The organism is Cellulosimicrobium arenosum, from assembly GCF_014837295.1.
Classification (GTDB): Bacteria; Actinomycetota; Actinomycetes; order Actinomycetales; family Cellulomonadaceae; genus Cellulosimicrobium; species Cellulosimicrobium arenosum.
In genome coordinates this window covers 139,164-158,093 of the sequence record NZ_JACYHB010000002.1, presented here as the reverse complement: position 1 = coordinate 158,093, position 18,930 = coordinate 139,164, and the positions used below count along the sequence as shown (strand labels likewise).

Annotated in this window: 16 protein-coding genes; 10 read left to right on the top strand and 6 right to left on the bottom strand. The window is 71.5% G+C overall.

Going from position 1 to position 18,930, the window contains the following annotated elements; all coding sequences use genetic code 11:
• Both IF651_RS03655 and IF651_RS03650 read right to left on the bottom strand, forming a co-directional pair.
• Positions 1 to 1,440, bottom strand: a complete 1,440-nt coding sequence (locus IF651_RS03655) for a class II fumarate hydratase (protein WP_191827723.1) — start codon at positions 1,438 to 1,440, stop codon at positions 1 to 3.
• A gap of 63 nt (positions 1,441 to 1,503) precedes the next feature.
• Positions 1,504 to 2,148: a carbonic anhydrase gene (locus tag IF651_RS03650; protein WP_191827722.1), complete on the bottom strand. Its 645-nt coding sequence runs from the start codon at positions 2,146 to 2,148 to the stop codon at positions 1,504 to 1,506.
• 115 nt (positions 2,149 to 2,263) lie between these two features.
• On the opposite strand from IF651_RS03650, the gene IF651_RS03645 reads away from it, so the two are divergent.
• The 4 genes from IF651_RS03645 (at position 2,264) to IF651_RS03630 (ending at position 6,708) form a co-directional block, all read left to right on the top strand.
• On the top strand, positions 2,264 to 3,556 hold the full coding sequence (locus IF651_RS03645; RefSeq protein WP_422110440.1) for an extracellular solute-binding protein: 1,293 nt from the start codon (positions 2,264 to 2,266) through the stop codon (positions 3,554 to 3,556).
• Positions 3,553 to 4,542: a carbohydrate ABC transporter permease gene (locus IF651_RS03640; RefSeq protein ID WP_338403754.1), complete on the top strand. Its 990-nt coding sequence runs from the start codon at positions 3,553 to 3,555 to the stop codon at positions 4,540 to 4,542. Before IF651_RS03645 ends, IF651_RS03640 begins: the two co-directional genes overlap by 4 nt.
• Positions 4,542 to 5,393 carry a carbohydrate ABC transporter permease gene (locus IF651_RS03635; RefSeq protein WP_191827721.1) on the top strand — a complete coding sequence of 284 codons (852 nt, stop codon included), beginning with the start codon at positions 4,542 to 4,544 and terminating at the stop codon, positions 5,391 to 5,393. Before IF651_RS03640 ends, IF651_RS03635 begins: the two co-directional genes overlap by 1 nt.
• 61 nt (positions 5,394 to 5,454) lie before the next feature.
• Positions 5,455 to 6,708, top strand: a complete 1,254-nt coding sequence (locus IF651_RS03630) for an ABC transporter ATP-binding protein (RefSeq protein WP_191827720.1) — start codon at positions 5,455 to 5,457, stop codon at positions 6,706 to 6,708.
• A gap of 28 nt (positions 6,709 to 6,736) precedes the next feature.
• On the opposite strand, the gene IF651_RS03625 is transcribed toward IF651_RS03630, so the two are convergent.
• The 3 genes from IF651_RS03625 to xseA all read right to left on the bottom strand — a co-directional run bounded on the left by IF651_RS03625 (position 6,737) and on the right by xseA (position 9,451).
• Entirely contained in the window at positions 6,737 to 7,735 is a 999-nt protein-coding gene (locus IF651_RS03625; RefSeq protein WP_191827719.1) for a carbohydrate kinase family protein, read from the bottom strand.
• A complete protein-coding gene (locus IF651_RS03620) occupies positions 7,732 to 8,061 on the bottom strand; it encodes an exodeoxyribonuclease VII small subunit (protein WP_191827718.1) in 330 nt (109 codons plus the stop codon). Before IF651_RS03620 ends, IF651_RS03625 begins: the two co-directional genes overlap by 4 nt.
• 91 nt (positions 8,062 to 8,152) lie before the next feature.
• Entirely contained in the window at positions 8,153 to 9,451 is a 1,299-nt protein-coding gene (gene xseA / locus IF651_RS03615) for an exodeoxyribonuclease VII large subunit (RefSeq protein WP_422110439.1), read from the bottom strand.
• 295 nt (positions 9,452 to 9,746) lie between these two features.
• Here xseA and IF651_RS03610 point away from each other — a divergent pair, with 295 nt between their 5' ends.
• Positions 9,747 to 10,784 (top strand): 4-hydroxy-3-methylbut-2-enyl diphosphate reductase, encoded by a 1,038-nt coding sequence (locus IF651_RS03610; RefSeq protein ID WP_191827908.1) that lies wholly within the window; start codon positions 9,747 to 9,749, stop codon positions 10,782 to 10,784.
• A gap of 9 nt (positions 10,785 to 10,793) precedes the next feature.
• Here the strand turns inward: IF651_RS03610 and IF651_RS03605 are convergent, their stop codons facing one another.
• A complete protein-coding gene (locus IF651_RS03605) occupies positions 10,794 to 12,344 on the bottom strand; it encodes a DNA recombination protein RmuC (RefSeq protein ID WP_206715108.1) in 1,551 nt (516 codons plus the stop codon).
• 157 nt (positions 12,345 to 12,501) lie between these two features.
• Here IF651_RS03605 and IF651_RS03600 point away from each other — a divergent pair, with 157 nt between their 5' ends.
• The 5 genes from IF651_RS03600 (at position 12,502) to IF651_RS03580 (ending at position 18,746) form a co-directional block, all read left to right on the top strand.
• Positions 12,502 to 13,320, top strand: a complete 819-nt coding sequence (locus IF651_RS03600) for an ABC transporter ATP-binding protein (RefSeq protein ID WP_191827716.1) — start codon at positions 12,502 to 12,504, stop codon at positions 13,318 to 13,320.
• Positions 13,302 to 14,882, top strand: coding sequence for a hypothetical protein (locus IF651_RS03595; RefSeq protein WP_191827715.1), 1,581 nt, complete (start codon positions 13,302 to 13,304; stop codon positions 14,880 to 14,882). Before IF651_RS03600 ends, IF651_RS03595 begins: the two co-directional genes overlap by 19 nt.
• Before the next feature lie 22 nt (positions 14,883 to 14,904).
• Positions 14,905 to 15,990, top strand: a complete 1,086-nt coding sequence (gene ychF, locus IF651_RS03590; protein ID WP_191827714.1) for a redox-regulated ATPase YchF — start codon at positions 14,905 to 14,907, stop codon at positions 15,988 to 15,990.
• A gap of 166 nt (positions 15,991 to 16,156) precedes the next feature.
• Positions 16,157 to 16,660, top strand: coding sequence for an NUDIX domain-containing protein (locus IF651_RS03585; RefSeq protein WP_206715106.1), 504 nt, complete (start codon positions 16,157 to 16,159; stop codon positions 16,658 to 16,660).
• A 274-nt stretch (positions 16,661 to 16,934) separates the two neighbouring features.
• Positions 16,935 to 18,746 carry an ABC transporter family substrate-binding protein gene (locus tag IF651_RS03580; protein ID WP_191827712.1) on the top strand — a complete coding sequence of 604 codons (1,812 nt, stop codon included), beginning with the start codon at positions 16,935 to 16,937 and terminating at the stop codon, positions 18,744 to 18,746.
• Positions 18,747 to 18,930: the final 184 nt, after the last annotated feature.

Below are 18,930 nucleotides of genomic sequence, written 5' to 3'. Positions count from 1 at the left end.
TCAGGCTCGCGGCGGCCTCGTCATCGAGAGCACGTCGAGCGCGTCGTCGAGCTGCGCCTCGGTGACCTCGCCGCGCTCGACGTAGCCGAGCTCGACGACGGCCTCGCGGACGGTGATTCCCGCCGTGACCGAGTGCTTCGCGATCTTCGCGGCCGCCTCGTAGCCGATCACGCGGTTGAGCGGCGTGACGATCGACGGCGAGGACTCGGCGAGCGCGCGCGCACGGTCCACGTTCGCGACGATGCCGACGACGGTCTTGTCGGCGAGCACGCGCGACGCGTTGGCCAGGAGCCGGATCGACTCGAGCACGCCCTGGGCGATCACCGGGATCTGCACGTTGAGCTCGAAGCTGCCCGACGCACCCGCCCACGCGACCGTCGCGTCGTTGCCGACGACACGCGCCGCGACCATGAGCACCGCCTCCGGGATGACCGGGTTGACCTTGCCGGGCATGATCGAGCTCCCGGGCTGGAGGTCGGGGAGCGAGATCTCGCCGAGCCCGGTGTTGGGACCCGAGCCCATCCAGCGCAGGTCGTTGCAGATCTTGGTGAGCGAGACCGCGATCGTGCGCAGCGCGCCGGAGAGCTCGACGAGGCCGTCGCGCGCCGACTGCGCCTCGAAGTGGTCGCGCGCCTCGGTGAGCGGCAGCCCGGTGTCCTCGACGAGGAGCGCGATGACGCGCTGCGGGAACCCTGCGGGCGTGTTGATGCCGGTGCCGACGGCCGTGCCCCCGAGGGGGACCTCGCCCGCGCGGGGGAGCGCGGCCTGGAGCCGCTCCACGCCGTAGCGGACCGCTGCGGCGTACCCGCCGAACTCCTGGCCGAGAGTCACGGGGGTGGCATCCATCAGGTGGGTGCGCCCGGACTTCACGACCGTCGCGAGCTCGGTGGCCTTCGCGTCGAGCGCGGTCGCGAGGTGCTCGAGCGCAGGGGCGAGGTCGCGCACCACTCCGGACGTCGCGGCGACGTGCACCGAGGTGGGGAAGACGTCGTTCGACGACTGCGAGGCGTTGACGTGGTCGTTCGGGTGGACCTCGCGGCCCAGCGAACGCGTCGCGATCGTCGCGAGGACCTCGTTCGTGTTCATGTTCGACGACGTCCCCGAGCCGGTCTGGAACACGTCCACCGGGAAGTGCTCGTCGTGGCGGCCGGACGCCACCTCGTCGGCGGCGGCGACGATGGCGTCCGCGACGTCCGCGTCGAGGACGCCGAGCTCGGCGTTCGCCCGCGCGGCGGCCTTCTTGACGCGCGCCAGGGCCTCGATGTGCCCACGCTCGAGCGGGGTGCCGGAGATGGGGAAGTTCTCCACGGCGCGCTGGGTCTGCGCGCGGTAGAGGGCGTGCGCGGGGACGCGCACCTCGCCCATCGTGTCGTGCTCGATGCGGAACTCGTTCGTCGCGTCGTCGGCGTCCGCGCCGGTCGCGTCGGGGTGTGCAGTCATGGGCTCATCCTGCCGCACGGTGCCGTGCGACGGGCAAGGGCCGGGCGCGCACCGTGAGCGAGGTCACGGCTGCTCGCCGACGTCCCCCACGACCTCGACGACCCGGGCACGCCCGTCCGCGAAGTCGTACTCCGCGCCCATGATCGCGCACCTGCCCTGCGCGACCGCCTCGGCGAGCCCGGAGGAGTACGAGTGCAGCATGTCGACGGTGTTGCGCACGTGCTCGCGCCGCAGGACCGCGGGGTCCAGCGTGTCCAGCGAGCCGCCGTGCGTGCTCGTGATGTTGACGATCGACGGGATGACGCGGTCTACGACGGCCCGCACGAACCCGCCGGCCTGCTCGCCCGTCGTCAGCGTGTGCACCGCGGCGCCGACCGCGCCGCACGAGTCGTGGCCGAGCACGACGACGAGCGGCACCTGCAGGACGTCGACCCCGTACTCGATCGACCCGATGGTCGCGGTGTCGAGCACGTGCCCCGCGGTGCGGACCACGAACAGGTCGCCGAGCCCCTGGTCGAAGACGAACTCCGCGGCGACGCGCGAGTCGGAGCAGCCGAAGATCACGGCGTGCGGGTGCTGCGCCGTGGACAGCTCCTGGCGCCTGGCCGCGCCCTGGGAGGGGTGCTGGAGGTCGTCGGCGACGAACCGGTCGTTCCCGGCGCGCAGCGTCGCCCAGGCTTCCTGCGGGGTGAGCGGGGGAGTCGTCATGGGGACATGCTCCCGCACGTCGCATCCGGTGCACACGTCTCGTTCACATGGCGAAACTGCAGGCGCAGGTGTGACATAGGGGGAACACGGCGCAGCAACCGGCGAAGGAGTCCACGTGCGACGACGTCAGCGAACGCTCGCGGCCTGCCTGGCCCTGGCCACGGCCGCGCCGATGGCGGCGTGCGCCTCGGGGGACGGAGGCACCCCGACGCTCACGTGGTACATCAACCCGGACGCGGGCGGACAGGCGGACATCGCGGCGTCGTGCACCGAGGACGCCGACGGCGCCTACCGGATCGTGACCGAGCTCCTGCCGCGCGACGCGTCGTCGCAGCGCGAACAGCTCGCCCGGCGCATGGCGGCGAAGGACTCCTCGATCGACCTGATGAGCCTCGACCCGGTGTTCGTCGCTGAGTTCGCCGAGGCGGGCTTCCTCGCGCCCGTCCCCGACGACGTCGCGGACGCCACGACGAAGGACGTCGTGCAGGGGGCGGTCGACGCGTCGACGTGGAAGGACGAGCTGGTCGCGATCCCGTTCTGGGCCAACACGCAGCTCCTCTGGTACCGCAAGTCGGTCGCCGACGCGGCCGGGCTGGACATGTCGAAGCCCGTCACGTGGGACCAGCTGATCGAGGCCGCGGGTGACCAGGACAAGCTGCTCGGGGTGCAGGGCGTCAAGGCGGAGTCCCTGACCGTCTGGATCAACGCGCTCGTGGAGGGCGGTGGGGGTCACGTCCTGGACAACCCGGAGGCTCCCGCGGACCAGCTGAAGCTCGGCCTCGACAGCGAGGCGGGCAAGGAGGCGGCCCGGATCATGGGAGACATCGGGACGTCCGGGGTCGGTGGCGCGGGGCTGCCCAGCGAGGACGAGCCGGCGTCCCTCACGAAGTTCCAGGGAGACCGCGGGTCGTTCATGGTCAACTGGCCGTTCGTGTGGTCGTCGACCGTGACGGCGGTCGACGACGGCTCGCAGGACCAGGACCTGCTCGACGACATCGGCTGGGCCATGTACCCGCAGACGGTCGAGGGCGAGGACGCGCGGCCGCCGTACGGCGGCATCAGCCTCGGCATCGGGGCGTACGGCGCGCACACCGATCTCGCGTACGAGGCGTCGGAGTGCATCGTGAGCCCGGAGAACCAGGCCGAGTACTTCGTCACCAACGGGAACCCGGCGGCCAGCATCGCGGCGTACGACGACCCGGACGTCCAGGACGCCTTCCCCATGTACGACGTCATCCGGGACTCCCTCGACCAGGCCGCACCCCGGCCGCAGACGCCGTTCTACAACGAGATCTCGACCGGTCTGCAGCAGACCTGGTACCCGCCGGCCGACGTCGACCCCGACACGACGCCCCAGCAGTCCACCGAGTTCATCACCGCCGTCCTGCGAGGGGAGCGACTCCTGTGAGCACCTCCACCGAACGGTCGGGCCGGTCGTCGGGCCGGTCCTCCGGAACCGACCACGGCGCACCCGACGCAGCGGCGAAGGCCGCGCGCAGCGACCGGGCACGGTCGGAGGCGCGCCTCGGCTGGCTCCTCGCCGGTCCGGCGTTCGTCGTCATGCTCGCCGTCACGCTGTACCCGATCCTGCAGGCGACCTACGACTCGCTGTTCAACTACAAGCTCACGGCCCCCGACGACCGCACCTTCGTCGGGCTGAACAACTACCTCGTCATCCTGACCGACTCGGTGTGGTGGCGGGACCTGGGCGTGACGGTCTTCATCACGGTCGTGACGGTCGCCGTCGAGCTCGTGCTGGGCTTCGCGCTCGCGCTCGTCATGCACCGCGCCATCAAGCGGCTGCGCGGCCTGCTGCGCACCGCGATCCTCGTCCCGTACGGCATCATCACGGTGGTCTCGGCGTTCGCGTGGTTCTACGCGTTCGACATCACCTCGGGCTATGTCAACAACTGGTTCGACTGGGTGCCCGGCATCGGTCCGGACCTCAACTGGTTCGCCCAGCAGGGCACGAGCCTGTTCGTCATCATCGCGTCCGAGGTCTGGAAGACGACGCCGTTCATCTCGCTCCTCCTCCTGGCCGGGCTCGCCCAGGTCCCCGGTGAGCTCGAGGAGGCCGCGAAGGTCGACGGCGCGACCGCGTGGCAGCGGTTCACGCGGGTCATCGTCCCGAACATGAAGGCCGCGATCATGGTCGCCGTCCTGTTCCGGGCGCTCGACGCGTTCCGCATCTTCGACAACGTGTTCATCATGACCAACGGCGCGAACAACACCGAGGTCCTGTCCCTGCTCGCGTATCGCACGTCGATCGGCCAGCTGCAGATCGGCATGGGCTCCGCGATCTCCGTGCTGCTGTTCCTGTGCGTCGTGGTGATCTGCTTCGTCGCGATCAAGCTCTTCAAGGTCGATCTGGCCGGCGCGAGAGGGGAGAAGTGATGGGCGGCGTCCTGAGCACGAGAGCGAAGGTCTGGTGGGCGGTCATCACGGTCGTCGTGCTCGTCGGTGCCCTCTTCCCGGTGCTGTCGATCTTCATGACGAGCTTCAAGTCGTCGAGCGACCTCAACTCGGGGACGTTCCTGCCGCCGCGCTGGAGCACCGACAACTATGAGCAGATCCTCTCCACGGGGGGATCGGCGCAGGACCTGTTCCTGTCCGCGCTGCGCAACTCGATCGGGATCTCGCTCATCGCGACCGTGATCGCCGTCGTCCTCGCCACCCTGTGCGCGTACGCGATCGCGCGGCTCGACTTCCCGGGCAAGCGGCTCATCCTGACCACCGCGCTCGGGGTGTCGATCTTCCCCGTCGTCTCGATCGTCACGCCGCTGTTCAACCTGTGGCGCAACATCGGCCTGTACGACACGTGGATCGGACTGATCATCCCGTACCTGTCGCTCACGCTGCCGATCTCTATCTGGACGCTCGCGGCGTTCTTCCGCCAGATCCCGTGGGAGCTCGAGCAGGCCGCGCAGGTCGACGGGGCGACGCCGTGGCAGGCGTTCCGCAAGGCGATCGTGCCGCTCGCAGCGCCCGGGGTGTTCACGACGGCGCTCATCGCGTTCTTCATCGCGTGGAACGACTTCGTGTACGGCATCTCGCTCACGTCGACCGATGCGGCCCGCCCGGTGCCCGCGGCGCTGGCGTTCTTCACGGGTGCGTCGTACTTCGAGGAGCCGACCGGGGCGATCTCCGCAGCCGCCGTCGTGGTGACGATCCCCGTCGTCGCGCTCGTGATCCTGTTCCAACGTCAGATCGTGTCGGGGCTGACGCAGGGGGCGGTCAAGGGATGAGCGACCTGCGAGCCTCCCGCACCCCGATCCCCGCACCGCGCGCACCACGAGGAGAGAGCTGATGGCGTCGATCACCCTGAAGGACATCGTCAAGCGCTACGGCGACGGCTTCCTCGCCGTGGACGACGTGAGCCTCGACATCGCCGACGGCGAGTTCGTCATCCTCGTCGGGCCGTCCGGCTCGGGGAAGTCGACGGTCCTGCGCATGATCGTGGGGCTCGAGGACATCACGGCCGGCGAGCTCGACATCGACGGCGAACGCGTGAACGAGAAGGCGCCTCGCGACCGCGACCTCGCGATGGTGTTCCAGAACTACGCGCTGTACCCGCACCTGACGGTTGCCGAGAACATCGCGTTCCCGCTCCGCCTGGCCAAGGGCAAGCACTCCGAGCAGGAGATCCGCGACAAGGTCGAGAACGCGGCCGACCTGCTCGACCTGCGCGAGCACCTCGACCGCAAGCCGGCGAACCTCTCGGGCGGTCAGCGACAGCGCGTCGCCATGGGGCGAGCGATCGTCCGCGACGCCAAGGCGTTCCTGTTCGACGAGCCGTTGTCCAACCTCGACGCCAAGCTCCGGGGGCAGACGCGCACCGAGATCGCGCGGCTGCAGCGCCGGCTCGGCACGACGACCGTCTACGTGACGCACGACCAGACGGAGGCCATGACGCTCGGTGACCGGGTCGCGGTGCTGCGCCGTGGCGTGCTGCAGCAGGTCGCGAGCCCGCGAGGGCTGTACGAGCAGCCGATCAACCTGTTCGTCGCCGGATTCATCGGCACGCCGCCGATGAACTTCCTGCCCGGCGAGGTCTCGGGCGGACGGATCTCGCTGCCGTTCGGCGAGTTCGACCTGCCCGACCGCATCCGCGACGCCATCGGCGACCGGGAGCTGGTCATCGTCGGGCTGCGACCGGAGCACTTCGAGGACGCGCGGCTCGTCGACCCGTCCAAGAAGGACCGCGGGCACACCTTCGAGATCCAGATCGACGTCACCGAGTGGCTCGGTGCCGAGCTCTACGCCTACGTGCCCTTCGACATGCACCAGTCGGTGAAGGGGCAGCTCGAGGACCTCGACCGTGAGCTCGACGGGGAGGGGATGCGCACCCAGTTCGTCGTCGCCCTCGACTCGCAGTCGCGCGTCCGGGACGGCGACACGACGGACCTGTGGTTCGACCCGACGAAGATGCTGGTGTTCGACCCGGAGACGAGCGAGAACCTCACGCGCGACGACGACGAGGCGGAGCGGATCGAGCAGGAGAACCAGGAGGACCGCAAGCGGTCGCTGGAGCGCGCCAAGAAGCAGGAGCAGGACGCCTGAGGCGCCCTGCCCCGCAACGTCCCGCGGCTCAGACGGCCCCGGTCGTGGGTGCGAGCTCCGCGCGCCGCGGGGGGTTGGCCCCGGCGCGGGAGACGGTGACGGCAGCGACTGCGGCGCACCGCTCGAGCAGTCCCGTCAGCGTGTGCGCGTCGATCGCGCGCAGCGCCTCGCGGCGTCCGGCACCGAGCAGGTCCGCGTCCCACAGCCCGTCGACGAGCGCGCCCATGAACGAGTCCCCGGCACCGACCGTGTCGACGACGGTCACGCGCGGCGCCGCGACGTGCAGCTCCCCGGCGGCCGTGAGGGCGACGGCGCCCTCGCCCCCCAGGGTCACGACCACGAGGGCAGGTCCGAGCGAGCGCCAGCGCCGTGCCACGGCGAGCGGGTCCGCGTCCGGGACCAGCCACTCGAGGTCCTCGTCGCTGACCTTCACGACGTCGGACAGGGCCACGAGCTCCTCGATGCGGACGCGAGTGTCGGCCGGTTCGCCCATGAGCGCCGGTCGTGCGTTCGGGTCGTAGGTGATCGTGGCCGAGTCGCGCGCCGCGGCGACGAGAGCGCGCACGGCGGTCGCCCCCGGCTCGAGGACGGCCGCGATCGAGCCGGTGTGCACGGCGAGCGTGCTCGGCGCGACGTCGGTGCCCGGGGGCACCTGCCACTCGAGGTCGAACTCGTACGTCGCGGCGCCCTGGTCGTCGAGGTGGGCGGTCGCGACGCTCGTCGACGGTGCGTCCGCACTGCCCTCGGTGAGCGTCACGTGCGACTCGTCGAGCCAGGACCGGAGCACGGCGCCGTGCGCGTCGTCGCCGATCCACGTGACCAGGCGCGCGTCGCGGCCCAGGCGACCGAGCGTGAGGGCGACGTTCGCGAGGCTCCCGCCCGGGTGCTCGTCGATGCTCCCGTCGGCACGGTGCACGACGTCGATCAGGGCTTCGCCGACGACGAGCACGTGCCCGTCCGGCACGCCACCGGGCGTCGTCCGGTGGGGGTGCGCCGCGGTCGGTGCGGCGTCGGGCGTGGTGCTCATCGGAGTCCTCCGGAGATGTCGTCGTCGATCGTGGCCTGCGCTGCGTGACCCGCTGCGGACGCCTGGGCGGGGTCCTGGCCGCGCGCGGCGTCGAGGCGCGCGCGGGCGCCGTCGAGCCACTCCTGGCACCGCCTGGCGAGGGCTTCGCCACGTTCCCAGAGGGCGAGCGAGGCCTCGAGCGGCTCGCCGCCGGCCTCGAGGCGCGAGACGACCTGCACGAGCTCGTCCCGTGCCTGCTCGTAGGTGAGGTCGGCGACGCCGCCGGTCGTGGCGTCGTCGGTGTTGACAGCGATGTCGTCGTCGGTCACGGCAGTAGTGAACCCCATCTGTGCGTGGTGGTCGGGCAGGGTGTCCGCAGTGCGGACACCCCTGCCCGGTCCGATCGGTCGTCCGGCAGGTCGGCGGACCGCGGGCGGGTCATCGGGCCGTGCTCGCGAGGACGGTGACGTCGAACGCGCCGCCCGCGACGCGCACGTGCAGCGCGTCGTCCGTCGCGACGTCGTCCGGGGTGCGGACGACGTGGCCGTCGCCGCGCTGGACGACGGCGTAGCCCCGCTCGAGCGTCGAGGCGGGCGAGAGCGCCCGGACCTGCGCCTCGAGCCGGTCCACCTCGCCCGCGGCCCGCAGCAGCCGTGCGTCCAGCGCGCGGCGGCCACGGTCGCGGGCCGAGACGACCTGCTCGGCGTGCGCGTCGACGAGCACGTGCGGGGCGGCGAGGACGGGGCGCGACCGCGCGGCGTCGAGCCCCGCCTGCTCCCGGGCGACGAGCGCCGCGACGGCCGAGCGGATCCGGTCGCGGGACTGGACCACCCGCGCCCGCTCCTCGGACACGTCCGGCACGATCCGCTTGGCGGCGTCCGTGGGCGTCGACGCGCGATGGTCGGCGACCAGGTCGAGCAGCGGGCAGTCGGTCTCGTGCCCGATCGCGCTCACCAGCGGCGTGCGGCACGCCGCGGCGGCCCGGACGAGCGTCTCGTTGGAGAACGGCAGCAGGTCCTCGACCGCGCCGCCTCCGCGGGCGACCACGATCACCTCGACGTCGGGACGTGCGTCGAGGTCGGCGATCGCCGCGCTCACCTGCCCGACGGCATCGACTCCCTGGACGGCGACCTCCCGGATCTCGAAACGCACCTGCGGCCAGCGCTCGCGCGCGTTGACGACGACGTCGTGCTCGGCCTTCGACCCGCGCCCGCAGACGAGACCGACCACCGCGGGCAGGAAGGGGAGCGCGACCTTGCGGCTCGCGTCGAACACGCCCTCGGCGGCCAGCACGCTCTTGAGCCGCTCGATGCGCGCGAGCAGCTCACCGACTCCCACGGGCCGGATCTCGCTCGCCTTGAGCTGCAAGGACCCACGCTTCGCCCAGTACTCGGGCCGGGCGTGCACGACCACGTGCGCGCCCTCCTCCAACGGCACCGGGACGCGCTGGACGACGCGGGACAGGGCCGCGACCGGGACCGACATGTCCTGGTCCGTGTCGCGGAGCGTGAGGAACGCCATCCCCCCTCCGCGGCGGCTGAGCTGCACGACCTGCCCCTCCACCCAGAGCGCCGGCATCCTCGCGACGTACGACTCGATGTTGTGCGCCAGCAGGCGCACCGGCCAGGGGTGCTCCGGGCTGGTCTCGACCGCGCGGGCCGGGACCGCTCCCGACGCCCCGGCGCGGGACGAGCCCGGGACAGGTCCGGCGTCGGGCAGGGGGAGCGATGCGGTCACGACCCCAGCCTGCCTCATGACACCCACACGTCCCACCCCGTCCCCGTGTCAGCGCCGCGTGCGTCCCCGGGCTCACGCAGCGCTGACAGCTGCTGCACCACGGAAGGTGTCAGCGTCCGGTGAGGCTCGGGGATCGTCGGGCGCTGACAACTCGTGGAGCGTTGGTGACGGTGGGGTGCCGGGTGCGGGGGGAGAGCACAGGGCGCAGGGTGCTTCGAGGCCGGTCGACGCGTGCTCGCCTAGACTCGGTGGCGTGAGCTCCTTCCCCGCGACTCCTTCCGCCGACCGAACCGCCCTGCCCGACGGCGGGGCCACCGCTCCCGGCAAGCGCGTCCTGCTCGCCGCGCCGCGCGGATACTGCGCCGGTGTCGACCGGGCCGTGGTGGCCGTCGAGAAGGCGCTCGAGCACTACGGGGCCCCGGTGTACGTGCGCAAGGAGATCGTGCACAACAAGCACGTCGTCGAGACCCTGAGCGAGCGGGGCGCGATCTTCGTCGAGGAGACCGACGAGGTGCCCCGCGGCGCCCGCGTCGTCTTCTCCGCGCACGGCGTCTCGCCCGCGGTGAAGGAGTCCGCCGCCGAGCGCGAGCTCGACACGATCGACGCGACGTGCCCGCTCGTGACCAAGGTGCACAAGGAGGCCGTGCGCTTCGCGAAGGACGACTACGACATCCTGCTGATCGGGCACGACGGGCACGAGGAGGTCGAGGGCACCGCGGGCGAGGCACCGGAGCACGTGCAGGTCGTCAACTCGCCCGACGCGGTCGACGACGTCGTCGTGCGCGACCCCGACAAGGTCGTGTGGATCTCGCAGACCACGCTCTCGGTCGACGAGACGATGGAGACGGTGCGACGCCTGCGCGAGAAGTTCCCGACGTTGCAGGACCCGCCGAGCGACGACATCTGCTACGCGACGCAGAACCGCCAGGTCGCGGTGAAGAAGCTCGCGCCGGAGTGCGACGTCGTGGTCGTCGTCGGCTCGGCGAACTCGTCCAACTCGGTGCGCCTCGTCGAGGTCGCGCTCCAGGCGGGAGCGCGGACGTCCTACCGCGTCGACCGCGCCGCGGAGCTCGACGAGTCCTGGTTCGACGGCGCCACGACCGTCGGCGTCACCTCGGGGGCGTCGGTCCCCGAGATCCTCGTGGAGGACGTGCTCGCCTACCTCGCGGAGCGCGGGTTCGGCTCGGTCGAGGAGGTGCGCACCGCGACGGAGGACCTCATGTTCTCGCTCCCGCGGGAGCTGCGCACCGACCTCGCCGGCACCGGCGGCGGGGCGGGCAGCGACCGCCCGACGCGCGGCGGGCGTCGCCCGTTGTCCGTCCAGCCCGTCTGAACGGAGGGCTCAGCCCCAGGCCTCCTCGCGCCGGCGAGCAGCGTCCGCTCGCGGTGCCCCGTCGATCTCCAGGTCCAGCTGTCCGTCGTTCTCGTCGTGCCGAGAGGCGCGGTCGTCGATCGCCACGACCGCGTCGGACGCGGCGGCGACCAGCTCCGGCTGGGAGACCAGGCGCGGCACGTCCTCGACGGCCCGCATCTCCGTGATCCGTTCGGACTCGTCCACGACGTTCAGGTCGACCATGCGTCGCGCCTGCGGCAGCACCCGGGTCTCGAGCGAGCCGACGAACACGTTGAAGTCCTTCGTCGCGGTGCTCAGCGAGCGCCCGAGCTTGGTGACGTGCCTCGCGGTCGTCACGAGCCGCGAGTGCAGCTCCTTGCCGGCCCTGAGCACCTCGTGCGCGTTGTCCGCCACCGCGTCCTGCTGCCACGCGTAGGCGACGGTGCGCAGGAGCGCGACGAGCGTCATCGGCGTCGCGATGATGACGTTGCGGCTCACGCCGTACTCGAGCAGGTCGGGGCGGCGCTCGACCGCGGCGGCGAGGAAGGGCTCGGCCGGCACGAACATCACCACGAACTCCGGCGAGTGGCTGAACTGCGACCAGTAGCGCTTGGAGGCGAGGTCGTCGACGTGCTTGACCATGTGGCGCACGTGCGCGTCCAGGCGTGCCTCCCGTTCCGCCGGGTCGGTCGCCTGCTGCGCCTCCAGGTAGCCGAGGAACGCGACCTTGGAGTCCACGACGACGTTCTTGCCGCCGGCGAGGTGGACGACCATGTCCGGCCGCAGCGCTCCGTCACCCGTGTCGACCTGCGCCTGCTCGGTGAAGTCGACGCGCGAGAGCATGCCCGTCGCCTCGACGACCCGACGCAGCTGCAGCTCTCCCCACGCGCCGCGCGTCTGGGACGAGCGCAACGCGGTCACGAGGTCGTCCGTGCCGCTGCGCAGCTCCGAGTTCGCCTGCGCGAGCTGGCGCAGGTTCTCCGTCAGCGCCGAGTGGCCGGCCGCGCGGGACTTCTCGGCCTCGGCGACCTCAGCACGCATCTTCTCGAGCGAGAGCGCGAGCGGCTCGACGAGTGTGCGCACGGCCTGCTCGCGCTTCGCGAGCTCGGCCGCGCCCGTCTCCTGGCTGCGCCGGAACCGCTCCTCGGCCTGCGCGAGGAACTGCTGGGAGGTCTCGGCGAGCGCCTTGCGCGACAGCGCCGCGAACCGCTCCTCGAGTCGCTGGTGGTCGCCCTGCACCTGGCCGAGCCGCTCCTCGTACTGCGCCCGGACGCCGTCGACGCGCTCGTCGGCGGTGCGTCGGGCGGTCTCGAGCTGGCGCGCGAACGCCTCTCTCTCGGAGCCGATCTGGCGGTCGAAGCCGGCCCGTTCCGCGTCGAGGCGCTCCGCGAGACCTGCGCCGCGGGTGGCCTCGGCACGAGCCGCGTCGAGCTGGGCCGCGAGCCGGCGGACCTCGGCGGCCGCGCCGTCGGGGGACGTGCGGCGCACGACGAGGACGAGCACGGCCCCGACGACCAGGCCGAGCACGAGACCGATCGAGAAGAGCGCCCAGGTGTCCATGCCTCGAACCCTCCCACGCACCACCGACACGCCGGGTGACCGGCGCGCGGACGGCGTCACGACGAGCGGTCCGGGGGTCGGGCGGGCCGGCGCGCCCGCGGACACCTCATGACAAACCACACCGCGCGGCGTCCGACCTCTCCACTAGGTTGGACGCATGGTCGAGCCGACACCCGCCCCGCAGAGCCCCGCGGTGGACTCCCCGTCCGCGCCCCCCGATCCCCGTGCGGCCCTCTCGCTGCGCGGACTCTGGAAGCGGTTCGGTGAGAAGACCGCCGTCGCGGGCATCGACCTGGACGTCCCCGCGGGCTCGTTCTACGGGCTCGTCGGCCCCAACGGCGCGGGCAAGACGACGACCCTGTCCATGGCGACCGGCCTGCTGCGCCCCGATCACGGCACCGCCCACGTGCACGGCACGGACCTGTGGGCGGACCCGGTCGCGGGCAAGGCCCGGCTCGGCGTGCTGCCCGACGGCGTGCGCCTGTTCGACCGGCTCACCGGCGCCCAGCTCATCACCTACGCCGGGCTGCTGCGCGGGATGGACCGCGACACGGTCGCCGAGCGGACCACGGACCTGCTGGCCGCGCTCGACCTCACCGCCGACGCCGACACGTTCGTCGTCGACTACTCCGCGGGCATGACCAAGAAGATCGCGCTCGCGACCGCTCTCATCCACGCGCCGCGCACGCTCGTGCTCGACGAGCCGTTCGAGGCCGTCGACCCCGTCTCGGCCGCGAACATCCGCGACATCCTCGCGGACTACGTGCGGTCCGGCGGCACGGTGGTGGTGTCCTCGCACGTCATGGACCTCGTCCAGCGCATGTGCGACCACGTGGCCGTGGTCGCCGGCGGGCACCTGCTCGCCGCCGGGACGATCGACGAGGTGCGCGGCGGGGCGAGCCTGGAAGACCGGTTCGTCGAGCTCGTCGGCGGCCGGCAGAGCACGGAAGGGCTGGCATGGTTGCGCAGTTCGTGAGGCTCAAGCTGCGGCTCATGGCCAACGGCTTCCGCCGCAGCGCGTGGCAGACCATCGCGTTCCTGCTCGGACTCCTGTACGGGGTCGGCATCGTCGGCCTGGTCGTCGTCGGCACGATCGTGCTCGGGTCGAGCGACCCGGTCATGGCGGGTGCGATCACCGTGCTCGTGGGTGCGGTGGTGGTGCTCGGGTGGTGGGTCGTCCCGCTGTTCGCGTTCGGCGTGGACGCGACGCTCGACCCGCAGCGCTTCGTCCTGTTCGGGATCCCGCAGCGTCGGCTGCTGGCGGGCCTCGCGGCCGCGGGGGTGGTGTCGATCCCCGGCATCGTGACCGCGGTCTCCGCGCTCGGCGTGTCGTTCGCCTGGTGGCGCACGCCCCTGGCGGTCCTCGCCGCGCTCGTGGGCGCGGTGCTCGCCGTGTCGCTGTGCGTCGTGGGATCCCGCGCGACGACCACGGCGCTCGCCCCGCTGCTGGAGTCGCGGCGCTACCGCGAGGTCGTGACCGTCGCGGCGTTCGTCCCGCTCGTGCTGATCGGGCCGGCGTTCGCCGGGCTCATGTCCGGTCTCGACGGCGTGGACGGCGACGGCGCCCGCGCCGCCGTCGTGGGCCTGGGCGACGTCGTGGCGTGGACGCCGTTCGGCGCCCCGTGGGGTCTGGGTGCCGCGGTGCACGACGGCGCGTGGGGCCTCGCGCTCGCCCGGCTGGTCGTCTCGCTGGCGACGCTCGGCGTCGGCTGGGTCGTGTGGGACCGTGCCCTGCGCAGGGCGCTCGTCACCCCGCCGACCGCGGGTGCCGGGGGCAGGGCGAAGGGCCTGGGCTTCTTCTCCCGCTTCCCGGCGACGCCGACGGGGGCGGTCGCGGCGCGCACGGCGACCTACTGGCTGCGTGACCCGCGCTACTCGGGCTCGATCGCCGTCATCCCGCTGCTGCCCGTGGTGCTGCTCGTGCTCGGCGGCGGGCCCGGCTCGGAGGTGTTCCTCGTCCTCGCCCCGGTCACCGCCTGGATGCTCGGGTTCGCCATCTCTGCCGACGTCGCCTACGACCACACCGCGTTCGCGCTGCACGTCTCGACCGGGGTCGACGGCCGGGCGGACCGGTGGGGCCGCGTCCTGCCGGTCCTCGTGGCCGGCGTCCCGGTGACGATCGCGTTCGCGATCGCCTCGGTGTGGGTCGCGGGGCGCTGGGACGCGCTGCCCGCGGAGCTGGGTCTGACCCTCGGCACGCTCCTGGTCTCGCTCGGGGTGTCGAGCGCGGCGTCCGCCCGGCTCGTGTACCCGGTGCCCAAGCCGGGGGACAGCCCGTTCAAGCAGCCGCAGGGAGCCGGCATGGCCGTCATGGTCTCCCAGTCGGCGGCGCTGGCGATCATGTTCGCCCTCACCCTCCCTGTCCTGGTCCTGGGCGTGCTCGCCATCGTCCTGCCCTCGGCGGTGCTCGGCTGGGTCACGCTCGTGGTCGGCCTGGGGCTCGGGGCCGTCGTCCTCGTGCTCGGCGCGCGCTGGGGAGCGCGGGTCTACGACCGGCGCTCGCCCGAGCTGCTCCAACGCATCGTGTCCTTCGCGTGAGCCCCACGTAGACTCCCTCCACGTGGCTCTCTCAATCGGCATCGTCGGCCTGCCCAACGTCGGCAAGTCCACCCTCTTCAACGCCCTGACGCGCAACCAGGTCCTCGCGGCGAACTATCCGTTCGCGACGATCGACCCCAACGTGGGAGTCGTCCCGCTGCCCGACCCGCGTCTCGACAAGCTCGCGGAGATCTTCGGCAGCCAGCGCGTCCTGCCCGCGACGGTGTCGTTCGTCGACATCGCGGGCATCGTGAAGGGTGCGAGCGAGGGGGAGGGGCTCGGCAACAAGTTCCTCGCGAACATCCGCGAGGCCGACGCGATCTGCCAGGTGACGCGAGCTTTCGCCGACCCCGACGTGGTGCGCGTGGACGGGTCGGTCGACGCCGACGGAGACATGGAGACGATCAGCACCGAGCTGATCCTCGCGGACCTCCAGACCCTCGAGAAGACGCTGCCGCGCCTCGAGAAGGAGGCCAGGATCAAGAAGGGCGACCCTGCCCTCGTCGAGGCGGCCCAGAAGGCGCAGACGGTCCTCGAGGCGGGCCGGACGCTCTACCAGGGCGCCGGGGACGCCGGTCTCGACCTGGCCGACGTCGCGAGCTTCCAGCTGCTGACGGCCAAGCCGTTCATCTTCGTGTTCAACACGGACGACGACGGCCTGGCGGACACCGCGATGCAGGAGCGCCTGCGGGCGCTCGTCGCCCCGGCGCAGGCGATCTTCCTCGACGCCAAGTTCGAGTCCGAGCTCGTCGAGCTCGAGCCGGACGAGGCCAAGGAGATGCTCGCCGAGTCGGGAGTCGAGGAGGCCGGGCTGGACCAGCTCGCGCGCGTCGGGTTCGACACCCTCGGCCTGCAGACCTACCTCACCGCCGGTCCCAAGGAGTCGCGCGCGTGGACCATCGGCAAGGGGTGGACGGCGCCCCAGGCGGCCGGCGTCATCCACACCGACTTCGAGCGCGGCTTCATCAAGGCCGAGGTGGTCTCGTTCGACGACCTCGTCGAGGCCGGGTCGGTCCAGGCGGCCCGTGCGGCGGGCAAGGCGCGGATCGAGGGCAAGGACTACACGATGGCCGACGGCGACGTCGTGGAGTTCCGGTTCAACGTCTAGCGTCGACACGGCGATCCGTCCGGCGCAGCACCTCGGAGGAGTCCTCGATGCACCTGCGGTCGAACCACGAGCAGCGGCTCGGACGCGGGATCCGGCGCGACGTGGCGGCTGCGACCAACCCGTCGGTCCCGTGACCGCGGGACCGGCGAGGACTCTCGTCAGGAAGGTGGTCGCCTACGTCGTCCACGGCAGGCGCCTCCTGGTCCTCACCCACGACGACGTGCCGCTCGAGATCGCGGGAGTGCAGGTCCCGGCGGGAACGATCGAGCACGGGGAGGCTCCGGACGTCGCGGTGGTGCGTGAGGTGCTCGAAGAGACGGGGCTGAGGACGCGCGTCGTCCGCGCGCTGGGCGTCGAGCGGTTCGACGTCTGGCCCTCGAAGCCCGAGGTGCACGAGCGGCACTTCTTCCAGCTCGCCAGCGTCGAGGACGTCCCGACTCGTTGGAGCGCCGGGGAGCAGCATCCGTCGGGGGGCGGCGCGTCGCAGCGCTGGACCTGTTGGTGGACCCCGATGGAGCACGCACACGTGCTGTGCGCAGGTCTCGGCGCCCGCCTCGGTGAGATCCGGCCCGATGGACCTGTCGACCCGGACGACTCCTCCGCCCGGGACGTGCTCGGCGCCGACGGGGTTCCTCCGCGCTCTGCGCACCCGCCGCATGGTGAGACGTGAGTAACGTCACGCTCGTCGCCGAGGGTGTTTCCGGCCCGTTTCGTCCCGATGACAGCGTGGCCACACCATCGTACCGGCCAGTATCAACTCGGTAACGATCACCCTCTCGAACCTCGCAAGGGGGAGAAGCCTCGCAAGCCGGTATGTAGCGTTGCCCCAAACCATGGTGGGTGTACCCGACGGACGGACTCGGCAACGACCGGGCGAGGCGGCGGGGCGACCGGGGGGCGATGCGTCCCGCGTGCGTGCCCACCATCCCCCTGGAGGAGGAACATTGAAGATCAGGCGAATGAGCGCCGCAGTCGCGGTCGCCGCCACGGGAGCACTGCTGTTCTCGGCGTGCTCCAGCCCTGCCAGCAACGACGACGACGACAACGCGAGCGAGACGACGCCGTCCGCCGCCGAGATCGACGAGAGCGATCCCTGCAAGCAGGACTCGGGTGTGACGGAGACGCAGGACGGCAACGTCTCGTACTCGGTCGGTGAGGACGAGTTCCTCGGCTACAACACGTTCACCCCGGAGACCTACTCGACGTACAACAGCGTCGTGACCGAGCGGATCCTGGGCGCCTTCACGTACTTCGGTACGGACGGCACGATCTGCCAGGACGAGAGCTTCGGCACGTACGAGGTCACGAGCGAGGACCCGCTGCAGGTCACCTACACGATCGCGGACGACGCCGTGTGGTCCGACGGCACCCCGGTCACGAACGCGGACTTCATCCTGGACTGGGCCGCGCAGGCGATCCCCACCGAGGACGACGAGGCCACGCCGCTGTTCAACCACGTCTCGGGTCTCACGTACGGCGAGTACGTCCCGGACGGGCCGCAGGGCGACCCCGACGGCAAGGAGTTCGTGCTGGACTACCCGGTCGTCTACGCCGACTGGGAGATTCTCGTCGCCGCTCCGATGCCGGCGCACGTCGCCGCCGAGCAGGCGGGAATGACGACCGAGGAGATGGCCACGGCCATCCGGGACCGCGACTACACCGCGCTCGAGCCGCTCGCCGAGTTCTGGAACACCGGCTGGCTCTCCCCGACCCCGGGTGAGCTCCCCGACCCGGCCCTCGTGCCGTCCTCGGGCCCGTACGCGTTCAAGGAGAACGGCTGGACCGCCGGTCAGTCCCTCACGCTCACCGCGAACGAGGAGTTCTGGGGCACGCCCGCAGCCACCAAGGAGATGACGTTCCGCTTCACGGCGGCCGACACGCACGTCCAGGCGCTGCAGAACGGTGACCTCGACGTCATCCAGCCGCAGGCGACGGTCGACACGCTCGGCCAGCTCGAGGCCATCGGCGAGTCCGTCACGGTCCTCACCGGTCCGACGCTGACCTGGGAGCACCTCGACTACAACTTCCGCGAGGGCAACGTGTTCGCGGACAGCCTGGAGCTGCGCGAGGCGTTCGCCATGTGCGTCCCGCGCCAGAAGATCGTGGACAACCTCATCACGCCGATCGACCCCGAGGCAGTCGTGATGAACGCCCGCGAGGTCTTCCCGTTCCAGGACAACTACGACGAGGTCGTCGAGGCGTCCTACGACGGCCGCTACGACGAGGTCGACATCGACGGTGCCAAGGCCAAGATCGAGGAGGCCGGCGTCGACACGCCGGTCACCGTCCGCATCGGCTACTCGGCGCCCAACCCGCGCCGTAGCGACGAGGTCGCGCTCATCAAGTCCAGCTGCGACGAGGCCGGTTTCGAGATCCAGGACGTCGGCTCGGAGGACTTCTTCGACAAGACCCTCCCGAACGGTGACTACGAGATCGCACTGTTCGCGTGGGCCGGTTCCGGTCAGAAGGCCTCGGGCCAGAACATCTACGCCACGGGCCAGCCGCAGAACTACGGCGAGTACAGCGACGCCACGGTCGACGAGGCGTGGGACACGCTCGCCTCGACGATCGACGAGAGCGTCCAGCTCGAGCAGGTGAAGGTCATCGAGAAGGGCCTGTGGGACACGCTCTACGGCATCCCGCTGTTCGCCCACCCGGGCGTCGTGGGCTACAACACGAACCTGCAGAACGTGCGCGACACCGCCACGCAGAGCCAGGTCGTGTGGAACTCGGAGCAGTGGTACCGCGCGTCCTGACGCGTGCAGTCCGTAGCTCACGCTCCATGAGCTCGTCCTGACGGGCAACCCTGTGGGGCAGGAGGTCCACCTCCTGCCCCACAGGGGCGCTCGGACGGACGATGCTGGAGTCCGACCTCCGGTGGCCTACAGTGATCTGTCGTCCCACACGGAGCAGGCGCCCGACCGGCGCCGGGCCTGAAGG